This window comes from Occultella glacieicola, assembly GCF_004353825.1.
Lineage (GTDB): Bacteria > Actinomycetota > Actinomycetes > Actinomycetales > Beutenbergiaceae > Occultella > Occultella glacieicola.
The window spans coordinates 273,041-292,866 of record NZ_SMNA01000005.1; the positions used below are offsets into that span (position 1 = coordinate 273,041).

17 protein-coding genes, 1 tRNA gene and 1 pseudogene are annotated in these 19,826 nt (G+C 72.9%); 6 read left to right on the forward strand and 13 right to left on the reverse strand.

What is annotated here, in order from left to right; genetic code table 11:
• Positions 1-10 precede the first annotated feature (10 nt).
• From EXU48_RS11620 to EXU48_RS11630, 3 genes are all read left to right on the forward strand, one after another.
• A complete protein-coding gene (locus tag EXU48_RS11620; RefSeq protein ID WP_133107817.1) occupies positions 11-670 on the forward strand; it encodes a M15 family metallopeptidase in 660 nt (219 codons plus the stop codon).
• Positions 671-749: 79 nt separating this feature from the next.
• A complete protein-coding gene (locus EXU48_RS11625; RefSeq protein WP_133107818.1) occupies positions 750-1,325 on the forward strand; it encodes a hypothetical protein in 576 nt (191 codons plus the stop codon).
• A gap of 200 nt (positions 1,326-1,525) precedes the next feature.
• The gene (locus EXU48_RS11630) at positions 1,526-1,966 is read left to right on the forward strand and encodes an RES domain-containing protein (RefSeq protein WP_207947706.1); all 441 of its coding nucleotides are present in this window, start codon (positions 1,526-1,528) and stop codon (positions 1,964-1,966) included.
• A 161-nt stretch (positions 1,967-2,127) separates the two neighbouring features.
• Here EXU48_RS11630 and EXU48_RS11635 read toward each other — a convergent pair.
• The 4 genes from EXU48_RS11635 to EXU48_RS11650 form a co-directional block, all read right to left on the reverse strand.
• A tRNA-Ala gene (locus EXU48_RS11635) sits at positions 2,128-2,203 on the reverse strand.
• 63 nt (positions 2,204-2,266) lie between these two features.
• Complete coding sequence (locus EXU48_RS11640; protein ID WP_133107819.1) at positions 2,267-3,355, reverse strand: hypothetical protein; 1,089 nt, start codon at positions 3,353-3,355, stop codon at positions 2,267-2,269.
• A 63-nt stretch (positions 3,356-3,418) separates the two neighbouring features.
• On the reverse strand, positions 3,419-3,982 hold the full coding sequence (locus tag EXU48_RS11645; protein ID WP_133107820.1) for a GNAT family N-acetyltransferase: 564 nt from the start codon (positions 3,980-3,982) through the stop codon (positions 3,419-3,421).
• Positions 3,982-5,196 (reverse strand): molybdopterin molybdotransferase MoeA, encoded by a 1,215-nt coding sequence (locus tag EXU48_RS11650; protein WP_133107821.1) that lies wholly within the window; start codon positions 5,194-5,196, stop codon positions 3,982-3,984. Before EXU48_RS11650 ends, EXU48_RS11645 begins: the two co-directional genes overlap by 1 nt.
• A 182-nt stretch (positions 5,197-5,378) precedes the next feature.
• Between EXU48_RS11650 and EXU48_RS11655 the strand changes: the two genes are divergently transcribed.
• Complete coding sequence (locus tag EXU48_RS11655) at positions 5,379-5,999, forward strand: 5-formyltetrahydrofolate cyclo-ligase (protein ID WP_133107822.1); 621 nt, start codon at positions 5,379-5,381, stop codon at positions 5,997-5,999.
• 16 nt (positions 6,000-6,015) lie between these two features.
• On the opposite strand, the gene EXU48_RS11660 is transcribed toward EXU48_RS11655, so the two are convergent.
• A complete protein-coding gene (locus tag EXU48_RS11660) occupies positions 6,016-8,688 on the reverse strand; it encodes a penicillin acylase family protein (protein ID WP_235856978.1) in 2,673 nt (890 codons plus the stop codon).
• An 83-nt stretch (positions 8,689-8,771) separates the two neighbouring features.
• On the opposite strand from EXU48_RS11660, the pseudogene EXU48_RS25410 reads away from it, so the two are divergent.
• Positions 8,772-8,927 (forward strand): annotated as a pseudogene (locus EXU48_RS25410) (FmdB family zinc ribbon protein); the annotation flags it as partial.
• Positions 8,928-8,989: 62 nt separating this feature from the next.
• Here the strand turns inward: EXU48_RS25410 and EXU48_RS25415 are convergent.
• A complete protein-coding gene (locus EXU48_RS25415) occupies positions 8,990-9,184 on the reverse strand; it encodes a hypothetical protein (RefSeq protein ID WP_328591646.1) in 195 nt (64 codons plus the stop codon).
• A 178-nt stretch (positions 9,185-9,362) separates the two neighbouring features.
• On the opposite strand from EXU48_RS25415, the gene EXU48_RS11670 reads away from it, so the two are divergent.
• Positions 9,363-10,049 carry an SAF domain-containing protein gene (locus EXU48_RS11670; protein WP_133107824.1) on the forward strand — a complete coding sequence of 229 codons (687 nt, stop codon included), beginning with the start codon at positions 9,363-9,365 and terminating at the stop codon, positions 10,047-10,049.
• Between the two features lie 101 nt (positions 10,050-10,150).
• Here the strand turns inward: EXU48_RS11670 and EXU48_RS11675 are convergent, their stop codons facing one another.
• The 7 genes from EXU48_RS11675 to EXU48_RS11705 all read right to left on the reverse strand — a co-directional run bounded on the left by EXU48_RS11675 (position 10,151) and on the right by EXU48_RS11705 (position 19,685).
• Positions 10,151-10,525: an MscL family protein gene (locus EXU48_RS11675; protein WP_133107825.1), complete on the reverse strand. Its 375-nt coding sequence runs from the start codon at positions 10,523-10,525 to the stop codon at positions 10,151-10,153.
• Between the two features lie 190 nt (positions 10,526-10,715).
• A complete protein-coding gene (locus EXU48_RS11680; RefSeq protein ID WP_133107826.1) occupies positions 10,716-15,515 on the reverse strand; it encodes a hypothetical protein in 4,800 nt (1,599 codons plus the stop codon).
• Between the two features lie 222 nt (positions 15,516-15,737).
• Positions 15,738-16,073, reverse strand: coding sequence for a DUF488 domain-containing protein (locus EXU48_RS11685; RefSeq protein WP_133107827.1), 336 nt, complete (start codon positions 16,071-16,073; stop codon positions 15,738-15,740).
• Between the two features lie 40 nt (positions 16,074-16,113).
• Complete coding sequence (locus tag EXU48_RS11690; protein ID WP_133107828.1) at positions 16,114-16,743, reverse strand: response regulator; 630 nt, start codon at positions 16,741-16,743, stop codon at positions 16,114-16,116.
• Positions 16,740-18,005 carry a sensor histidine kinase gene (locus EXU48_RS11695; RefSeq protein ID WP_133107829.1) on the reverse strand — a complete coding sequence of 422 codons (1,266 nt, stop codon included), beginning with the start codon at positions 18,003-18,005 and terminating at the stop codon, positions 16,740-16,742. The genes EXU48_RS11690 and EXU48_RS11695 overlap by 4 nt, the downstream gene beginning before the upstream one ends.
• A 20-nt stretch (positions 18,006-18,025) precedes the next feature.
• A complete protein-coding gene (locus EXU48_RS11700) occupies positions 18,026-18,766 on the reverse strand; it encodes an ABC transporter permease (protein ID WP_133107830.1) in 741 nt (246 codons plus the stop codon).
• A gap of 10 nt (positions 18,767-18,776) precedes the next feature.
• Entirely contained in the window at positions 18,777-19,685 is a 909-nt protein-coding gene (locus EXU48_RS11705) for an ABC transporter ATP-binding protein (RefSeq protein WP_133107831.1), read from the reverse strand.
• Positions 19,686-19,826: the final 141 nt, after the last annotated feature.

The following is a 19,826-nucleotide window of genomic DNA, read 5'->3' on the forward strand; positions in this document are numbered from 1 at the left end:
GACTGACGCCATGCGTCGACGGAACCCACCACCAGCACGGACCCACACGACCTTCTGGACCACCGCCGTCGGGCTCCTGGTCGTCCTCGCGGCGATCGCCGGCCTGCTCGGACACCGGTCCGGGCCGACGGCGGCGGCCCCGCCGTCGACGTCGTGGTCGCTCGAGGGCATCGTCGGCGAGGGCGAGGCGGCCGAGGCGCCCGACGACGGAACGATCGGTCCCGAGGACGGCGTCCTGCCCGAGGGCACGTCCGTCTTCGACGACCGGTTCGCCGGTGTCGTCAACGTCGACCCGGCGCTGCTGCAGGCCTTGCGCGACGCGGCGGCGGATGCCGCCGAGCGCGACATCGCGTTCGAGCTGAACAGCGGCTGGCGCTCCCCCGAGTACCAGGATCAGCTCCTGGAGGAGGCGGTCACCGAGTACGGGTCACGAGCGGAGGCGGCCCGATGGGTCGCCACCGCGGACACGTCGCCGCACGTCTCCGGGGACGCCGTCGACGTCGGGCCGTACGCGGCGATGGACTGGTTGGCCCAGCACGGCGACGAGTACGGGCTGTGCCAGATCTACGGGAACGAGCCCTGGCACTACGAGCTGCGCCCGGAGGCGGTCGACGGCCGGTGCCCGCGGATGTACGCCGACCCGACGGAGGATCCCCGGATGGCCCCATGACCCGTTCCGGGAGGTCGGGGAGGCTGTGCGCCCAGATGCGCCATTCCGGCAAGACGTGATAAGAGGTATCGTACGTTGCATGACAGCGTTCCACTCCCCCGAGATCGAGGCCGCTGCCGACCGGCACGGACTCGACACCGACGCGTTCCTCGCCGCGCTCGACGACCTCGTCAACTCCACCGCCACCGCCACACAGACCGAGAAGGACTACCTCCTCACCCACGGCGGGATCGGGCCCGAGACACTCACCCCACACGCGCAAGCGCACGCACTGCGCGTCATCGAGGTCGCCACCGAAGCCGCCGACCGCGACGCCACCGAACAAGGGATCAGCACGGCAGACGTAGCTGCCCGGTACAGCTACCAGAAGTCGAACATCAGCCGCATGGTCGCCAACCGCGACCTCTACGCACTCAAGCAGGCCCGAGGCGCTGGATCGGTGTTCCCGTCCTGGCAGTTCACCGACACCGGGCCACTGCCAGGGCTGCGGCACGTCCTGCCCGAGTTCCCAGACGACTACCACCCCCTCGACATCGCCGCGTTCATGACCACCCCCACCGACGGTCTCGAAGGCCGGACGCCGCGGGGCTGGCTCGCCACCGGCGGAGACCCGGCACGGGTCGCGAGCCTCGTCGCCGAGCTCGCGATCGCATGACTGGCAAGAACCCACAGACCCCACCTGCGCCGCTCACCGCAGACCCCGCCGATTTCACCACCCACACCGACCCGCTGTGGAGGATCCACCGCACCACCGGCGCGTATCGGCAACGCTGGGACGAGATGCGCACCGTCGGCCCCCTCGTCCAGATGCGATGGGACCCACACCACCCAGCTGGTCCAGGGCCGGTGCGGGCGGTGACGTACACCGCCACCGATGTGCTCACAGCGTTCGGGGAGGCGTTCCAGACGCGGCGCCGGATCGTGCTGTCCGAGCACCAGTCGCTCGTCTCATGGGTGCCTTCCCGCCCGCTTCGGCTGCTGAGTCTGCTGCCCCCGACGACCCCGACCGGGACGCCCTGGGCGCTGCGCAACGGTGCGTCAGCATCGCTGGACTCCGCCCCGAAATCGACGTGCCGTGCGTGGGCGCGGTCGATCGCAGAGACCTGGCCTGATCTCGACGGTATCCACGTGCGTTCGCCCGTCACCGGACAGCCCATGGTCACGCTGTTCGCACCCGCCGCCACCACCTACCCCGTTGACCCGGCCTACTCCCGCCGGCTCGATGACTCTGCGGTCGCCGCCATCGCCGTCCATGTCGCCATCGCCCTCAACTGGACCCCACCGGTCAGAGGCTGACCACACTCCGCATGACGGCAGCAAGCCCGGAATCTCAACGATCCAGACCCTTGCCGCGCGGCGCCGCAACCCTCGCTCGGGCCGGCGGTGGTTCGAACCATCGCATGGCCACAGACACGAGGAAGCCCCGCCAAACCAGCGGTTCAGCGGGGTCCTCCATCTGGTGGAGCTAGGGGGATTCGAACCCCCGACCTTCTCATTGCGAACGAGACGCGCTACCAACTGCGCCATAGCCCCAAGATCGACGTTCAGATTACCACCTCGCGCAGGCCCGTTGCGACGCCGCGGACGTGGCCGGGATCACTGCCCGGAGGCGCGGCGGCGGGCCAGCACGGCCTGCAGGTTCATCGCCGGAGCGGCGGGTTCTGCCGGTGCGTCGGCCGGGTCGTGCTCCGTGGCCTCGGCGGTCGCGTCCAGGCTGGTCTCGGACGGCGCGGGCACCTCGGTGTCAGCCTCGTCGGTCGCGCTCGCGGCCGTGGTCTGCTCGTCCGTCTCGAACGGAGCGACCTCCCGACGGCGCACGGCCGGCTTGAGCGTGTAGGTGGGGGCGGGCACGGGCACCGGGGTCCAGCCCTCACCCTCGGGCAGCTCCGGACCGGCACGATGCGCGACCGGCTCCTCCGGCAGCAGGGACGCCGGGTCGACGTCGATGCGCAGGCTGGGCCGGGTGCCGGTGGCCGCGGCCGGGCGGGCCCGCCGCTCGGTCCGCTCCGTGCGCTCGGTCCGTTCGGGGCCGGGGGTCGTCGAGCCCGTGCCCGGGCGCTCGGCGGCACCGTCCCGGCGGGTTCCCTTGGAGTGCCGCACGGGGGCCTCGGCGCGGTCGATCGTGCCGACCGGGGCGAACGGGTCACGGGTGTCGCGGGCCACCTCGGCGCGCCAGCGTGCGTCGGCGACCGCCGCCCGGGCCGAGGCACGACGGCCGGCGACGACCACGGCGAGCAGGAGCACGGAGGGCACGATCGCGGCGGCGACCGGCAGCGACGCGACGGCGAACAGGGTCCAGGTCACGGCGGTGGCACCGAGCAGCAGCAGGGTCAGGGCGAGCCGACGGCGGGCGGCCGCGGCCCGGCGGCTCGCGGCGGCGGCGCGTGCGGCCCGGGAGGCGGCGGCACGGCGGGCATCGGCAGCGGCGAGCCGGTCGCCGCGGGCCACGGGCGTGTGCATGGGTGCCTCCGGTTGTTCGATCCGCGGGTGGACGTATCCGCGGTTACTGCGCTCGGCCTTGGGCTCGGGCGGGTCGCCCGCCCTCGCCACCACTCGGAGGTCCTCGGAGAACCGGTCCTCGACCCGGGAGTCGAGAACCACCTGCCGGGACCGGATCACGGACGGCAGCAGGAAGGCGAAGAACATGACGAGGATCGCCGTCACCGCATAGCCGCCGAAACTCACATCCCGACGGTAGAACGCGCAGGTCCCGCTACTGCCGACCGGCCCCGGCGTGTCGGGCGAAGATCAGGGCAGGCGCGCCGTCAGACCGCCCCGAGCCTCCTCGACCGTCAGCGCGAACGTGCGGTGGTCCGCCCACGTCCCGTTGATGTGCAGGTAGCGCTCCCGGATGCCCTCGTCCCGGAATCCGAGCTTGGCGACGACCCGCAGGCTCGCCGCGTTCTCCGGCCGGATGTTGATCTCCACGCGGTGCAGCCCGAGCTCGAGGAAGCAGTAGTCGGTCGCGAGGGCCACACAGACGGGCACGATCCCACGGCCGGCCATCTCCTCGGCGATCCAGTAGCCGATGGTCGCCGATTGCAACGAGCCCCGGGTCACCGACGAGACCGTCAGCTGCCCGACCATCCGCCGGTCCACCTCGATCACGGCGGCGTAGCCCTCACCGCGCCGGGCTGCCCGGTTCTGGCCCCGCACGTACTGGGCGAAGGTGGGCCGGAACGCGTTCGCCTCCGGTGAGGTCGCCTCCCAGGGCCGCAGCCAGCCGGCGTTGCGCATCCTCAGGTCGTCCCAGGCGACCCGGTCGCGCAACCGCAGCGGGCGCAGCCGGATGCCACCGTGGACGAGGTCCATCAACTCTCCAGGACCAGGCAGTGCAGTTCGTCGTCGACGCCGACGGCCGTGGTGTCCTCGGCGACCACCGCGAGCGCGTTCGCCCGCGCCATCGCGGTCAGCAGCAGCCCACCCGGCGGGCCGACAGGGGTGGCCCGGTAGCCGTGGTCCGGGGATCCCACGAGGGTCACCGGCACGAACTGGCGCCGACCCCTCGGCGACGTCCACGCCGTCGTCATCCGCGCCGACACGGTGGGCCGGTAGAACTCGGCGTGGCCGGCCATCGCCAGCAACGCGGGCCGTACGAACACCTCGTAGGCGACCTGCGCACTGACCGGGTCCCCGGGCAGGCACAGGATCGGAGTCTCCTCCCCCACCACTCCGACGCCGAACTGTCGCCCGGGTGTGATCGCGACGTTGTCGAAGCGGACGGTGCCCAGCGGGCTGAGGACCTCCTTGACGGTGTCGTTCGCGCCGTAGCTGAGTCCGCCGGTGGTGATGATCAGGTCCGCGCGGACGAGCTGGTCCTCGAGCGTCTCCCGCAGCGCACCCCGCTCGTCCGGCACCGCGGCGACGCGGAACGTGGTCCCACCGGCGTCCTGGACGGCGGTGGCGAGGGCATGCCCGTTGGCGTCGAACACCTGACCCTCGGTGGCGCGGCGGCCCGGCTCGACGAGTTCGTCGCCGACCGAGATCAGCACCACCCGCGGCCGCGGGTGCACCGGTACCCGGGAGCGGCCGAGCGCGGCCAGCAGGGCGATCTGCCGGGCACCGACGCGCACCCCCGAGGCCAGCGCGATCTCGGTCTCGCGCAGGTCCTCGCCGGCGCGGCGGATGTTGTCGCCGACGGCGCAGGTCGCCGTGATCGTCACGGAGGCGGTCCCGGAGTCGGTCGCGTCGAGCGGCACCACGCAGTCCGCCTCGGCCGGTACCGGGGCACCGGAGGCGATCCGCACGCAGGCGTGCGCGACGAGCCGGGTCGGGTCGGTGTGCCCGGCCCGGACCTCGTCCAGCACGCGCAGCACGACCGGCCGGTCCGGGGCGGCGCCGTCGATGTCGGCGAACCGGACCGCGTACCCGTCGAGGGCGGCCAGGTCGCGCCGGGGCAGGTCCGCGGGTGCGGTCACGTCGGCCGCGAGGACACACCCGACGGCGTCGTGCAGCACCACCTCGAGCGGCGGCAGCGGGCGAAGGAGCTCGAGGACCGCGGCGAGGTGCTCGGAGACCGCCTTCATCTGCGGGGGCCTGGCTGCGCGCGGCCCAGCCGGCACTGGCGGCACTGCCGGCCCTGCCGGGCCCCGAGGGCCGAGGAGAACGGTGCGACGAACATGAAGGCAGGCTAGTAGATGCCACACCGTGCGCTTCGCCATCAGCGAATCGGTGGCGGAATGTCTGTCCGCCCTGACAAGGTGGAGGCATGTGGTCAGTGGCGAACACCCTCCCCCGTGATGCTCATCTGGAGATGGAGGACGCCAAGCAGATCATGCGTGACTCCGTGCGGGCGCACCGCACCGAGCGGTCCGACCGGGAGCGCCGCGAGGCCGCCGAGGCGATCGCCGTGCACGCCGCGGAACTCCTCGAGGACGTGCGCTGCGTCGCCACCTACGCCGCCCGCCGGACCGAGCCGGACACGGCCCCGTTGCTGGAGACCCTCGACCGGGCCGGGATCTCGATCCTGCTGCCGATGCTCGGGCCGGGCCTCAGCCGGGACTGGGCGCGGTACCGGCCCGGTGACCCCCTGGAGGTCCGGGCACCCGGTCGGCCGCCCGACCCCGAGGGCCCAGGTCTCGGCGCCGAGGCCCTGGCCGAGGCGGACCTCATCCTCACCCCCGCGCTGAGCGTGGACGCCGCCGGTAACCGTCTCGGTCAGGGCGGCGGGTGGTACGACCGCGCGCTCGCGCACGCCCGCCCGGACGCCCGGGTGATCGCGATCCTGTTCGACGACGAGGTCTCCACCGAACCGCTGCCGGTCGCCCCGCATGACCGCAGGGTCGACGGCGTGCTGACGCCACGGGGGATCGTCCGCGCCACCCGCTGAGCGCGGGTGACCCCGGTCAGCCCGGCGGGGCGAGGGTCAGGGTCCGGTCCTCGGACTCCTCGACGGCGGCCCGGGTGAAGGCCCACGGGTAGGGCTCACCCGACGCCCACCGGTCGAACTGGTCGTCGTAGTTGCCGGACGTCGGGTGCCCGGAGCTGCCCAGGAAGTTCTGCCACGTGGAGGCGTCCCGGTCGGCGAGGTCGACGACCATTCGCATGGACGGCCCGGAGGTCACCGACAGGTCCGGGTAGCCACCGGCCCAGGCGCTCGCGTCCCAACTGGTCGCGTTCACCGATGAGCTGCCGCCGCCGATCGCGAAGGGATCGGGGTTGAAGTAGTTCGAGACCACACCGGGTACCCCGTCGCCGCCGAGCAGGGCGTGCGTGGGCGCGATCTGATGGGACCGGCCCCACCGCCAGTCCGCGGGATCCTTGCCCTGCGAGACGGTCAGCTGGGCCCGGGCGTCCACGAGGGCGAGCCCGAGGATCTCGTCGCGCTGCTCGACCACGGTCAGGGTGGCCCGGTCGTCCCACCATGGGCTCGCCTCGTCCTCGAGCAGGTTCCGGATCACGTCGAGCGAGACGCTGCCGCCGCTCGGCCGCTGAGCCTCGGGCACCTGGTCCCAGAACGTGAGCCGGAGCAGGTTCGTCCACACCGCGGCGAAGTAGGCGGCGGCGGGCGAGTCGGCGTCGTTGACGCGGTCCCAGTCGTCGAAGAGGTCGACGGCCTCGGCCACGAAGTCGTTCGGGACCCGGATCCGTTGCAGCACCGGGACGAGCATCTGCGCGTAGGGATTGACCTCGTCGAGCTGGATCCGGGTCATGTCCGCCGCGGTGAACGGCTCGCCGGCCGCGATCTGCTCGGTGATCAGGTCCCGGATCCGCTGGGCCCGGTAGCCCCGGTCCACATCGGTCGCGAGGTCCGGGGTGTTCCCGGGTGAGGTCACGGCCTGGTTGGCCGTCACGATGAAACCCTCCGCCGGGTCGACGACCGACGGCATCTGCTCCGGGGCCACGAGGCCCTGCCAGTCGTAGGCCGGGTCCCAGCCCAGACGCGGCCATCGCCCGTCCGAGGGCACCACGGCGCCGGGCACGTCGGCACGGATCGGCATCGCACCCGCGGCCTGGTAGCCGATCTGGCCGTCCGCCGTCGCGAACACGAAACTCTGCGACGGCGAGTCGAAGAGCGCGGCCGCGGCGGCCACGTCGTCGGCGTCCACGGCGCGGTTCATCGCGAACAGGGCGTCCGCCGTCCGACCCGGGGTCAGCGCCGTCCAGCTCAGCGCGATCGCGTACCCGGACAGGCCGGTCGGCGGGGCTCCGTCGGGCAGCGGGGCGTCCCCGGCGGCGCGGCTGCCGAGGATCGCGTCCGAGATGATCGGGCCGTGCGGGGTGGACTGCACCGTGATCGTCACGTCGTCGCCGCCGTTGACCTCGATCACCTCGGTCCGCTCGGTCAGCGGGAGCCGGTCACCGGCCCGCAGGTACGTGCCGTCGGAGTAGACGCGCTCGAGGAAGAAGTCGCTCGCGTCGGACGTCAGGTTCGTCAGCCCCCAGGCGAGGTCGGCGTTCTGTCCGATCACCACGCCGGGCAGCCCCGAGAAGCTGAACCCGGCCACGTCGAACGGGCACTGCTCCGAGACGGTGCGGCAGTGCAGGCCGACCTGGTACCAGATCCCCGGTGCACCGAGGCCGAGGTGCGGGTCGTTCGCCAGCAGCGGCCGGCCGGACACCGTGTGCTCGCCCGAGACCACCCACGAGTTCGAGCCCAGGCCCTCACCCGTGCCGAGCAGCGCGGGGATCGCATCCAGGGCGGTTCGCACCGCCTCGCCGGCGTCCGCGGCCAGGGCGGTGGGATACGGGTCCGAGGCGACCCCGGACCCCGCCTCGGCCCGGTCGGAGTCACCGCCGGTCAGGTCCATGCCCTGGGCCTGCGTCTCCTCCGCCGCGGCAGCCTCCTCCTGCGCCGTGACCTCGGCCGCGGTGGGCAGGATCGGCAGGTTCCGGGAGCTGTCGTAGGCGGGATAGAGCGCGTCGACCATGTCCAGGTCTCCGACCTGGCCGAACACGGCGGCTCGTCCGAGCTCGTCACCGTAGTTCGAGAGGAGGTCCCAGGACATCGCCTTCAGCCAGGCCAGCGAGTCGACCGGGTCCCAGGGTTCGATCGTGCCGACGTCCACGGACATCCCGAGCACGGTGTACTCCAGCCCCAGTTGGCTGGGCTGGCGCGACTCGAGGTAGGCATTCACCCCGTCGGCGTAGGCGGTCAGGTAGGAACGGCTCGCGGGGTCGAGCAGGTCGAACTCCTGCTCGGCGACCTGGCGCCAGCCGAGCGTCCGGGTCACGGTGTCGGCGGCGAGCGCCGCGTCGACGGGGCCCACCAGCTCGGACAGCCGCCCGGCCGTGACGTGGCGGCGGTAGTCCATCTCGAAGAACCGGTCCTGGGCGTGCACGTAACCCTGAGCCATGAACAGGTCCTCGGCGTCGTCCGCGTAGATCTGCGGGATCCCGAGCCGGTCGCGGATGATCTCCACCTCGGCGCTGAGCCCGTCGACCTGCTGGGTGCCGCTGTGGCTCGGCAGGGGGCGGCGCACGAAGATCACCGTGGTGATCACCCCGGCGACGAGGACCACGACGAGGAAGACGGCCACGGCCAGAGCAATGCGTCGAGCAACGGAGATCCCAGCCACGCTCCGAGAGTAGCCGCCGCGGGAGTGCGGGTGAGGCACCGCATCGCGCTCGCGTGAGAGGTATCGCCGACGGCGCGTAGAATATGCGATCGGGCCAGCGACGCACGCCGGCCCGATCGCCTGTTGGTTACCCGGAGGACCCTGTGCCGACCTACGCCTACGCCTGCCAGAACTGCGGCCACGCGTTCGACATCTATCAGTCCTTCAGCGACGACGCGCTCACCGAGTGCCCCAACTGTCACGAGCCACGGCTGCGTAAGGTGTTCTCCCCGGTCGGCGTGGTCTTCAAGGGTTCGGGCTTCTACCGCACGGACTCGCGCGGGTCCTCCTCCTCCACCACGGGCGCCGGCAAGTCCGAGTCCGGCTCGTCCTCGAAGCCCGCGTCGTCGGACTCCTCGAGCGGGTCGTCCTCGAGCGGGTCGTCCTCGGGCGGGTCGTCGAACGGCACCTCGTCGAGCGGCTCCTCCTCGAAGGACTCCTCCAGCAGCGGCAGCAAGTCCCCGGCACCTGCCGCGAAGTAGCCGTACCCGAGCTGCCGGCGCGGGACCCTCGAGGCCCAGCGCCGTGCTCGGCCAATCGGTCAACGGTCCACAGGGCCGGTCGGGCGTCGCCTCGTGCACAGGCCCGACGTGGCCCGGGCACACCCCGCACGTGACCTGACTACCGTCGGCGCGATGAGAGCCGACCGGAGATCCCACCCCGAGCGCCCCGGCTCACGCGCGCGCCGCTGGCGGGCCGTCCTGTGGCGCTACCGGTTCGTGCTCGCCGCCGCCTGCCTGGGCTGGGCCCTGGTCCTGGTGCTCGCCGACCTGCGCCCACCGGCGGCCGCGACCACTCCGGTGCTCGTGGTCACCGGCACCCTGCCGGCCGGGTCGGTCCTGACCGAGACGGACGTGGAGGTCCGGCAGGTCCGGGACCCGCCACCGTCGACGGTGTCATTCGAGGAGGCGGTGGGATCGCCGCTCGCGATCGGAGTCGGCCCCGGCACGCCGGTGGTGCCGACCCTGCTGGTCGGGCCGGGCCTGACCGGGTCGGCTCCGGCCGGGACCGTGGTGCTGCCGATCCGGCTCGCCGACCCCGCCCTGGCCCAGTTGGTGCGCGTCGGCGACCGGCTGGACCTGTACCTGGCCCCGGTGGACTCCGGTGGGCAGGTGCTCGAGTCCGAACTGATCACGGCCGGTGCCCTGATCCTGAGCCGGGTCGACGAACCGGCGGCCGATCCGTCGCTGTTCGGGGCCACCGACCCGGCCGGCGGCCCGACGGGGGTGGTGATCGCCGCCGTCGCCGCCTCCGACGCCGCCCGGGTGAGCGGTGCCAGCGCGGTGGCGCCGTTTCGAGCCGTCCTCATCGACGAGGGCTGAGTGCGCTGCGCCCGCCCGTGGGCCGCCGGACCGCAGGGTGGGGCCGACGCGCCCGCACCCCGCGCGACGGGTGCGGGCTCGCCCCCATCGGCCGGTCGGGATCAGCCCTGGGTGCCCGAGCGCAGCGAGTCGCGGATCTCACGCAGCAGCGCGATCTCCTCCGCGGCCTCGGCCGCCTCCTCGTCGGCCGGCGTGACGAACCGGGCCTTGACGGCCTCGTAGGGCTTGACGATCCCGAAGTAGACGATGAAGGCCAGGATGATGAAGGCCACGAGGGCCGTCAGGAACGGACCGACGGTCGTGAAGCCACCCGGGGCCCACTCGTCGAAGTTCGGCGCCCCGCCGGCCTTCGCGATGATCTCGAGAATGATGTTCGTGAAGGCCGTGACAACCGCGGCGAACGACGTGGCCATGATGAAGGCCACGGCGAGTTCGACCAGGTTGCCCCGCATGATGAAGTCCTTGAAACCGCCCACGGCAGGTCCCCTCTCTGATTGCTGCGCGGCCGGACGAAGCGACGTCATGGCCGCACACTCGGGATGAAGTTGTGTGCGGGACCCACCGTAGCCACTCCGGTCCCTGAAGCCTTGAACGCTCAAAGTCACGGGTCCGAACGTGTCGGAGGGTCATCGGTACCGAAGTCCGGGCCGGCGCCGGCCGGGCGACTCAGGACCAGTGCGGCGGGACGTCGCGACGGAGCCGTTCGTCGTCGGAGTCCGACGAGCCTTCCCCCCAGGCGCGGTCCTCGTCCTCCCAGGCCCGGTTCGGGATCGTCGGCTCGGCTCGCCCGGCCGTGCCGGTTCGGGGCGCGTCCGGGTGCGCGTCGGTGGATCCGGCGTCGGCGCCGCCATCGCCCTGCGTGTCGTCGGCAGGCTCCTCGCCGGCAGCCTGGGCGTCGCCGGCGAGCTCATCGTCGGCGGCCTCGGCGTTGCCGACGGGCTCATCGTCGGCGGCCTCGGCGTCGCCGGCGAGCTCATCGTCGGCGGCCTCGGCGTCGCCGGCGAGCTCATTGCCGGCAGCCTCGGCGTTGCCCGCGAGCTCATCGTCGGCGGCCGCGGCGGCCTCCGCCGGGGGCGAGCCGTCCGCCCCGGTGACGTCGCCGCCGTCGGCCTCCCCGGCCGCTCGCGTTGCGTCGGTGGCGGCCGGGGAGTCCGGAGCGGACCCGAGCCCCGAGCGCCGCACCGCGGCGCCGAGAACGGCGTCCACGTGGGTGCCGCGCTTGGCGATGCCCAGCTCGGCGCGGAGTTCCTCGCGCAACGCCTCGCTCGAGCGGGGCTCGCCGTCCGAGGCGAGCCACCCGACCAGGGCGTCGAGTTCGTCGTCGCCGTACCGGCTCAGCGGCTGTCCCGGCGGCACGTCGGGCCGGTCCCCGCGCAGTCCGGCGATCGGGGACCTGGTGCCGGGCCGGGTCGGCTGCTCACCGACCATGGCGATGCCGCGGGCGGACGTCGTGGGACGGGCCGCGGAATCACGGTCCGGTTCCTCCTCCCCGGCGACCTCGTCCACGAGATCCGTGGGCGGGATCCCGGACGCCGGGCTCGTGACCGTCACGTTCCGCTCGGCGAGCACGGCCCGCACGTCCTGCGCGATCCGTTCCGCCTCGCCCTGCGGATCCATGAACACCGCCGTGGAGAAGACCATCCGGACCCGCCATCCGCGGTTCTGCAGCCGTTGCACCCAGTGCCGGTCACGCCGTCGCAGGCTCGGTTCGGCGACGTACTCCGGGTCGTCGGTGAGGACCGCGACCAGCAGCTCCCCCGGCAGGTCCGGGTGCCCGATCGCGAGCGGGATGCGTACGCCCCCGGGCACGCCGTAGCGGGGCACCACGGTGAGGCCGAGGCGCCAGAGCCGCTCGGCGAGGTCGACGAGCAGTCGATCGGGGGCGTGATCGTCGGTGTCCTCGTCGAGTTCGGCCCGGCCGGCCGCGGCGAGGGCGAGCACGTCCTTGAGCATCCTGGACCCCTCGGACCGCAGCCGTGCCGGGTCCAGGTCCTCGGCTGCGAGGCAGCTGACCACGGTGAACCGGTGCCGCACCGCGTCGAGCGCGTCCACGAGGTACTCGGCCCCGTCGCGTCCGGAGACGGCCCCGAACCGGTGCAGCACCCGCCCGTGCGGCGTCTTGCCGTAGCCGAGGCTGAAGATGATCGCGTCCCGGCGCAGGCCGGCGACCGACTCGATGTCGACGACGGTGAACGCGTCCGTGCCGGACTGGTCGAAGAACGCGGACATCGCGGTGCTGCCGGCCGCCGTGGAGAGCACCGCCTCACGGACCCGGTCCGCATGCCGGCTGTTCAGTGCGATCACGGCGAGGGACTGTTCCGGCCGGGTCAGTGCGTGGTCGATGACGAGGTCGACGACGCGGTCCACCTCGGCCTGCACGCTCTCGACCACGTCCGAGCCCGGAGCCGGCATCCCGGTGCCGTCGACCAGGTCCAGGGTGATCCGAGGGCTGTGCGGCGGGGCCGGCACCGGCCGGATGATGTCCGCATAGCCGTGCCGGGCGAGGAACGCGGCGATGTCGGTGTCCTGGTCCACCCGGTCCCCGGGCAGCGTTGCCCGCGGCAGGAGGTCCAGGGCCCGGACGGTCCCGGTGCCGCCACGGCGGGTGTCGCCGAAGACGACCACCTGCTTCGCCCGGACGATCGCGGAGATCACCTGCTCCACGGGCAGGTGCTGCACGGCGTCGAGCACGAGCAGGTCCACGTCACGGCCGGGCGGGAGCACCTGCGGCACCACCATCGGTGGCACGATCCACACCGGCCGGGGTGCCCAGGCCACCTCGCCGAACCGGTTCAGCAGGGCCTTGAGGTCGGTGGCCCCACGCATCACCGTGCGGTAGAACTCCTGCGCGCGGGGACGGTCGGCGGAGATCGCGGCGCGCACCCGGGCGGCCGATCCGGCCAGCACCGGTGCGACCAGGCTCGCGGTCTGGGTCTCGTCCAGAGCCCGCAGCCGCGCGGCCGCCTCGTCCAGGGACTCCGCCTCGAGGCCGGCCATGGCCGGGTCCTCGGCGAGCATCTCCTCCAGCACACTCGACCACCAGGCGAGGTCGAACTCCGCGCCCACGAGGCTCGTCGGAACCCGCCGCTGGCCCAGGTCGGCCACCAGCGGCGCGAGACCGAGGCCGTTGAGCTTCGCGATCACCGCGGCCCGCTCCGGCATCTGCCGGACCGCCGCGTCGTCGGTACCCAACCGTTCGATGCGGTTGGCGAGTTCGGCCAGCGGCACCTCGGACAGGGTACGGCCACCCAGGGTGGGGGCCAGCACGGGCGCGAGTCGGCCGACGAGGTCGGTGACCTCCTGCGCCGTCCGGACGATCGCCGTCATCCCCTCGGGAACCCGCGGCCAGCCGCCCCCGGCGCAGTGCCGACGCCAGACGTCGCGGCGGGTGGCGACCTCGACCAGTTCCGCGTGCAGATCACCGACCGTGACCCCGGGTCGGAGCAGGTCCTTGGCCTGCTTGCGCAGCCGGCGCCGGGCACCCCAGGCGAGGTCGACCTGGTGCTGCGCTCGCCAGGCGCGGCTGGCGGTGGCGGCGACCATGTCCGTGGCCGACCGCTCGAACACCTGCGGCGTGAAGACGTCCAGGGAGGACTGGATCCCGTCGAGCAGGGTGAGCTGCTCGGACCACTGCTCGAGCGTCTGGGCCTCGTCGAGTCCCGTCTGAGCCGCGGCCGCGTCGACCTGCTCCCGCAGCCTCGGCAGCACCTCGTTCAGGGCGCGCACGTCCGCGAGCGTGGCGGTCGCGTGGTCGGCGCTGGTCAGCTCGGCGCCGAACCACGGCGTGTCCGAGGCTCGCAGCTGGAACGCCCCGAGCGCTCCGGCTCGGGCGAGCTCCTCGCGGGCCCGCTCGCGTTCGTCGGAGTCCATCGAGCGCACCGCCGTGCCGGACAGGCGCACCTGGGTGCGCGGACCGGGGCGCTGCGCGGTGAGCTCGGCCAGGGCCTGGAGCGCCTGGTACGCGCTCGCCGACCAGGGCGGACGCGGGGTGTGCAGGGCGTTGATGTATCCGGCGAGCTTCGTCCGGGCCGCCAGCAGGGCCTCGCGGTCCTTCGCGACCGCGGCCGGATCCACCGAAGGCTCGGGCGGGTTCAGCCCGTCCACCAGGCGCCGGGCCGCCGTGCGGTTCCAGCTCGGGTCGTTGCTCAGGTCGAGGGCGAGGTCGCCCACCCCGACGGCCCGCATCGCGTCCAGGAGGGCCCGGGCGGCCCGGCGGGTGCCGGGCACGTACAGCACCCGCTTGCCCTCGGCGGCGGCCTGCGCCACCACAGCCGTGACGGTGGCGGGCACATCCACCCCGGGCGGGGCGTCGACGAGCACGTGACCGCCGGCGCCGACGGCGTCCAGAACCCGGTGCTGGCCGGCGTCCAGGTCCCCGGCGCCACGTTCGGCCCCGGGGTCGCGGTCGCCGTCACCGGCCGAGGGCAGGGTCGACCGGAGCGCCGACTTGGCCTCGTCGTCGCCCGCGAGTGCGGCGACCACGTCGTGTGCGGCGAGCGCGCTCTGCTGGGCCTCGAGGTCGTCCGCGAGGGCCTGACCCGGGTGCACGAACGCGCCGACGATGATCCGGGAATCCATCCGGAACTCGGGCAGGGCCTTGCCGAGCTCCGCGATCGTGGCCAGGGCCGGACTGGGCGAGAAGCCGTGCGTACCCATGGTGGACCGTGCGATCTCGGCCGGGTCCAGGTCCACCCCGTGGGCGCGCAACTCGCGCACGAGCACCGAGTTGAGCTCGACGGCGGGATCGAGTTCGAGGTCGATCTCGGCATCCGAGCCCGGTCCGGTCAGGCGGACCGGCCGCAGCAGCACGGGAGCGTGCACGAGGCGGGGCGCCGGGGCGCGTGTGCCGGACGCCGGGGTCGCGGGGTCCTCGGCCAGAGCGGGCGTCGTGCCGGCGTCCTCGGCCAGCACGGTCGTCGCGTCCGGGTCGGGCTGCGCGGCCGATTCGGACCCGCGGGCCGCCGCCGGGTCCGACCCGGGCTGCGCCGTCGACCCCTCGTCCGGACCCGGCGCGGGCCGGCCGGGTGCCGCGTCGCTGTGCTCACCGTGTGACTCCGCGCGCCAGGTGGCGACGCCGACGGCCACGTACGTCGGGGCGACCCCGTAGCGCTGAGCGAGCTCCTCGGTCCGCGCGCCCATCACTCGGGCCCGCCGCCGGGCCTGGGTCAGCGCGGACCCCTCCCGCACCAGGTTCGACAACCGGGTGGCGCGCCCGGCGAACAGTTGCGCGATCCCGCTCGGGTGGGCGGCGGTCAGGTCGACGAGGGCGTCACCGAGTGCGTCCACGTCCCAGAGGGCGCTGCCGCCGGCGAGATCCGCGAGCCGGTTGCGCCACTGTGCCGCGGCGCCGGAGACCGCACGTTCGCGCGCGGTCGGTTCCGGGGCCGTCGGCTCCACCTCCGGAGGCTGCGGCGCCGACGAGGCCTTGCGGCCGCCGGGCAGTGGGAATCGAACGGGCGGGGTCACCCGTCCACGCTAACCGCCTACGGGCCCGGATAGCACCGTGACCCGCCGGGCTGGGGCGGTACCGGGCTGGAACCGGCCCATTCCGGGCGCTCCGGCGCACCCGGCGTCCGCGCCCGGATCCGGACATGGAAGGACGGTGTGCGCCACGCAGGGGGCAGGCGACGCACACCGCCGTGGAAGAGTGTGTACCCACGCTGCCCGGAATGCAAACCGCCTCCCGGCTCAGCCCTCGAGGTAGCGCCTCAGGACCACGGCCTGGTTGTGTTCGGTGTCCCTCGCGCCGTACAGGAGGGTGGCGCCGGAGTGCGCGGCGATCAGGTCGCGGAGCCGGTCGACGGCGTCGTTTCCGGCGAGTTCCTCGGTGTAGCGGTGGGCGAACTCGTCGAACTTCGGGGCCTCGTGCCGGAACCAGTTCCGCAGGTCGTCGCTCGGGGCGACGTCCTTGAGCCAGACGTCGACGCGGTCCTTGCGCACCCCACGGGGCCAGAGCCGGTCCACGAGGATGCCGTGCCCCTCGTCCGCGGTGCGAGCCTCGTAGACCCGCTTGATCGCGATCATGTCGACTCCCTACTCCCGGGCGGCGTGTCCGCCCACATCGTCACCCGCGGGACGTGAGGTAGCCAAGGGAGAACGCGGTGGCGACGGCGGCGGCTCGGTCGTTCACGCCGAGCTTGGCGTAGGCGTGCAACAGGTGCGTCTTGACCGTCGCCTCACTGATGAACAGCGTGCGTGCGGCCTCGCGGTTCGTCGAACCGCCCGCGATCAGCTCCAGCACCTCCAGCTCGCGCTGGGAGAGCGGATCGACCGGCGGTCGGCGGCGCTGCCCGAGGAGCCTCGTCGCGACGACCGGGGAGAGCACCGCGGTCCCGGCGGCGGCCGCCTCCACCGCCCGGAACAACTCCTCGCGCGGCGCGTCCTTCAGCAGGTAGCCGGTGGCGCCCGCGTCGATGGCGGGCAGCACGTCGCCGTCCGTGTCGTAGGTGGTGAGCACCAGTACCCGGGCCGGCACCCCTCGCTCGGTCAGGGTCCTGATCGCATCGACCCCGTCCATCCCGGGCATCCGGAGGTCCATCAGGATCACATCGGGCCCGAGGTGCTCGGCGGCGGCGACCGCCTCGGCGCCGTCGCCCGCCTCACCGAGGACCTCGAACCGGGGATCCGCGCTGAACATGCTGCGCAGCCCGTCCCGGACCACCGGGTGGTCGTCCACGATCAACACCGAGATCATCGCGCGCTGCCCGCCGGGATCGCGGGTACGGTGGCCGAGATCGCGGTGCCGCCGCCGGGCTCGGACTCGATGTCGAGCCGGCCGGCCAGGCGCTGCACCCGCTGCCGCATGCCGGCAAGCCCGAACCCGCCGGTACCGGCACCGTCGGCGCGGCCGGCTTCGGGATCGAACCCGACGCCGTCGTCCCGGATATCGAGCGTGACCAGGTCCTCCATGTAGGACAGGGTCAGGCCCACCCGGGAGGCTCCGGCGTGCTTGGCCACGTTCGCGAGTCCTTCCTGCGCGGCCCGCAGCAGGGTGAGCTCGACGTCGACACGCATGGGCCGAGGATCACCCGTGGTGGTCAGGGCAGCCTCGATGTGGTGCACCTGCGCCCATCGTGCGGTCACGTCGTCGATCGCGTCGGGGAGCCGGGCACCGGCGAGCACCTGCGGCTCCACCGCATGGACCGTCCGTCGTGCCTCGACGAGGCTCTCCCGGGCCAGACCGACGGCGGTGGTCACGTGCCGGCGGACCGCGTCCGGTCTCTGAATCGTCTGTTCGGCCGCCTGGAGCTGGGTGAGGATCCCCGCCAGGCTCTGCGCCAGGGTGTCGTGGATCTCGCGCGCCATCCTCTGCCGTTCGTCCAGCACGCCGGCCTCGCGCGCCTGATCCAGGAGTTGCGCGTGCAGCCCGGCGTTCTCCGCCAGTGCGGCCTCCAGTCGCAGGTTGGCCTCGTGCAGCTCGGCGAGGGCACGCTGCTGCCGCCGGCCGTGCTGGTCGCTGCTCGCGAGGATGTGGAAGAAGATCAGGGACAGGCCGACGCTGACGGTGCTGACCGCGGCCCACAGCCACCAGTCGTCCGCGACGATGTTCGCGACGCCCCCGACGTAGGTCACCGCCATGATCAGCGACGTGGCGACCACTCCGACGTACCGCCAGCGACCACGCAGATACAGGAACGCGTGGACGTAGCCGATGAACGCGAAGATGCCGTACGAAGGTGCGAGCGCCACCAGGGCGGCGGTCCACACCGTCAGCCCGGCGAAGTACAGCCCGAGCAGCCTGACGTCGGGATCCGGTCGGCGGTCGAGGCGACCCAGCCAGACCAGCCAGCCGGCAGCCACGGCGGTGAGGCCGAGCACCGCCGGCGCGGGCGCCGGTCCCATCAGGGCGATGACCGTGCTGACCGCGAGCAGGGCGTACGGAAGCACCCTGATCACGGCCGCCTCGCGATGCTCCGCACGGGCGTACTCACGGCGCAGTTCGGCCTCGATGCTCATCGTCCCCGCTCCCGGTGGCTCTACTCCCACCGAAAGTACCGCGCGGCCAGGCCGCCGGCCACGATCGCCCAGCCGAGCATGACGGCGACGAGAAGCAACTGCGGCCAGCCCCCTCCGGTCGCGTCCTGCAGCGACTGGACACCGGCGCCCAATGGGCTCGCGTCCGAGATGTTGCGCAGCACACCACTCATCGACTCGCGCGGGATCCACAGGCCGGCGAAGAACAGGAACGGGAAGAACAGCACCAGGCCGATCGCGCCCGCGCCTGCAGCACCTGGCGCCAGCGCGGCCACGAGCAGTCCGATCGCCAGCATCGAGACCGCGGTCAGCGCGAACGCCACCAGGTACCCGAGCGGGTTGCCGGGCAGCTCGACGGCGAACACCAGGCGGGCGATGACCAGGACCACCACGGTCGTGGCGAAGGACATCAGCACGGACATGAGCAGCTGCGCGCCGAGCAGGAGGGCCGGCCGGGCCGGGGTGGTGCGCAGCCGACGCAGGACACCCTTCTCCCGGTAGGTCGCGAGTTGTTGCGGGAGGCTGGTCAGCGCGACGGTCGCGATGGCGATCGCGACCACCAACGGGGTGTACAGGTCGATCACCCGGCGGCCACCGAGGTCGGGATCGGGCTCACGGAACGCCGGGACGGCGCCGAGGACGATGAGCAGGACCGGGGGCAGGGCGAGAGCGAAGAGCACGCTGATCGGCTCGCGGAGGAAGAGCTTCGTCTCGGTCACGGTGAGTCTCAGCAGGGCGGACACGGTGGTCTCCTCAGTCGTGGATGGGGCGGCCGGTGAGCGCGACGAACGCGTCATCGAGCGAGGGCTGATCGACACGGAGGTCGGCGGGGACGATCTGGTTGCGGGCGAGCGCGGTCGTCACCGCGAGCAGGAGATCGCCGGTGCCGGTCACGAGGACCTGGTCTCCGGACCGCTCCACCGACGCGACCTCGGGCAGCGCGGTCAGCGTGGCGCCGTCCAGCGGCGCCGACGGCCGGAACCGGATCCGCTGCCGCCCGCCGGACCGCTCGATGAGGCCGGCCGGGGTGTCGAGCGCGACGAGCCGCCCCGAGTCGATCAGGGCGATCCGGTCGCAGAGCCGCTCTGCCTCCTCCATGAAGTGCGTGACCAGCAGGATCGTGACCCCGCGGTCCCGGATCGTCTCGATGAGGTCCCAGGTGTCACGGCGGGCCTGCGGGTCCAGGCCCGTGGTGAGTTCGTCGAGGACCGCCACCCTCGGGTTGCCGACCACGGCAAGGGCGATGGACAGACGCTGCTGCTGACCGCCGGACAGGTGCCGGAACTGGGTGTCGACCTTGTCGGTGAGTCGCAGGGCGGAGATCAGTTCCCGCCAGTCGACCGGGTCGCGGTAGAACGAGCTGTACAGGGCCATCGCCTCACCGACGGTGAGCTTGTCGGGCAGTTCACTCTCCTGCAGTTGCGCGCCGAGGACATGCTGCAGTTCGCGGTCGCCGCCCTGCGGGTCGATACCGCAGACCCGGATCGTGCCGGCATCCGGGGTGCGCAGACCCTCGATGCACTCCACCGTGGTGGACTTGCCGGCCCCGTTCGGTCCGAGGATCCCGAAGATCTCACCGCGCTCGACGGCGAAACTGACCCCGTTCACCGCGGTGTGCGGTCCGTAGCGTTTGAGCAGGTGGTCCACCTCGATGATTGCCATGCCTCAACGGTGCCCGGCGGCACCGCGCACCGGATCGGCCACCTGGCCGGAGACCGCCGCCGCTGCGGTGGATGCGGGCATCAACCGATCGGTGGATGCGCAGCACGGCCCGACCCGCAGGTGGAGCGGCCTGGAATAGGC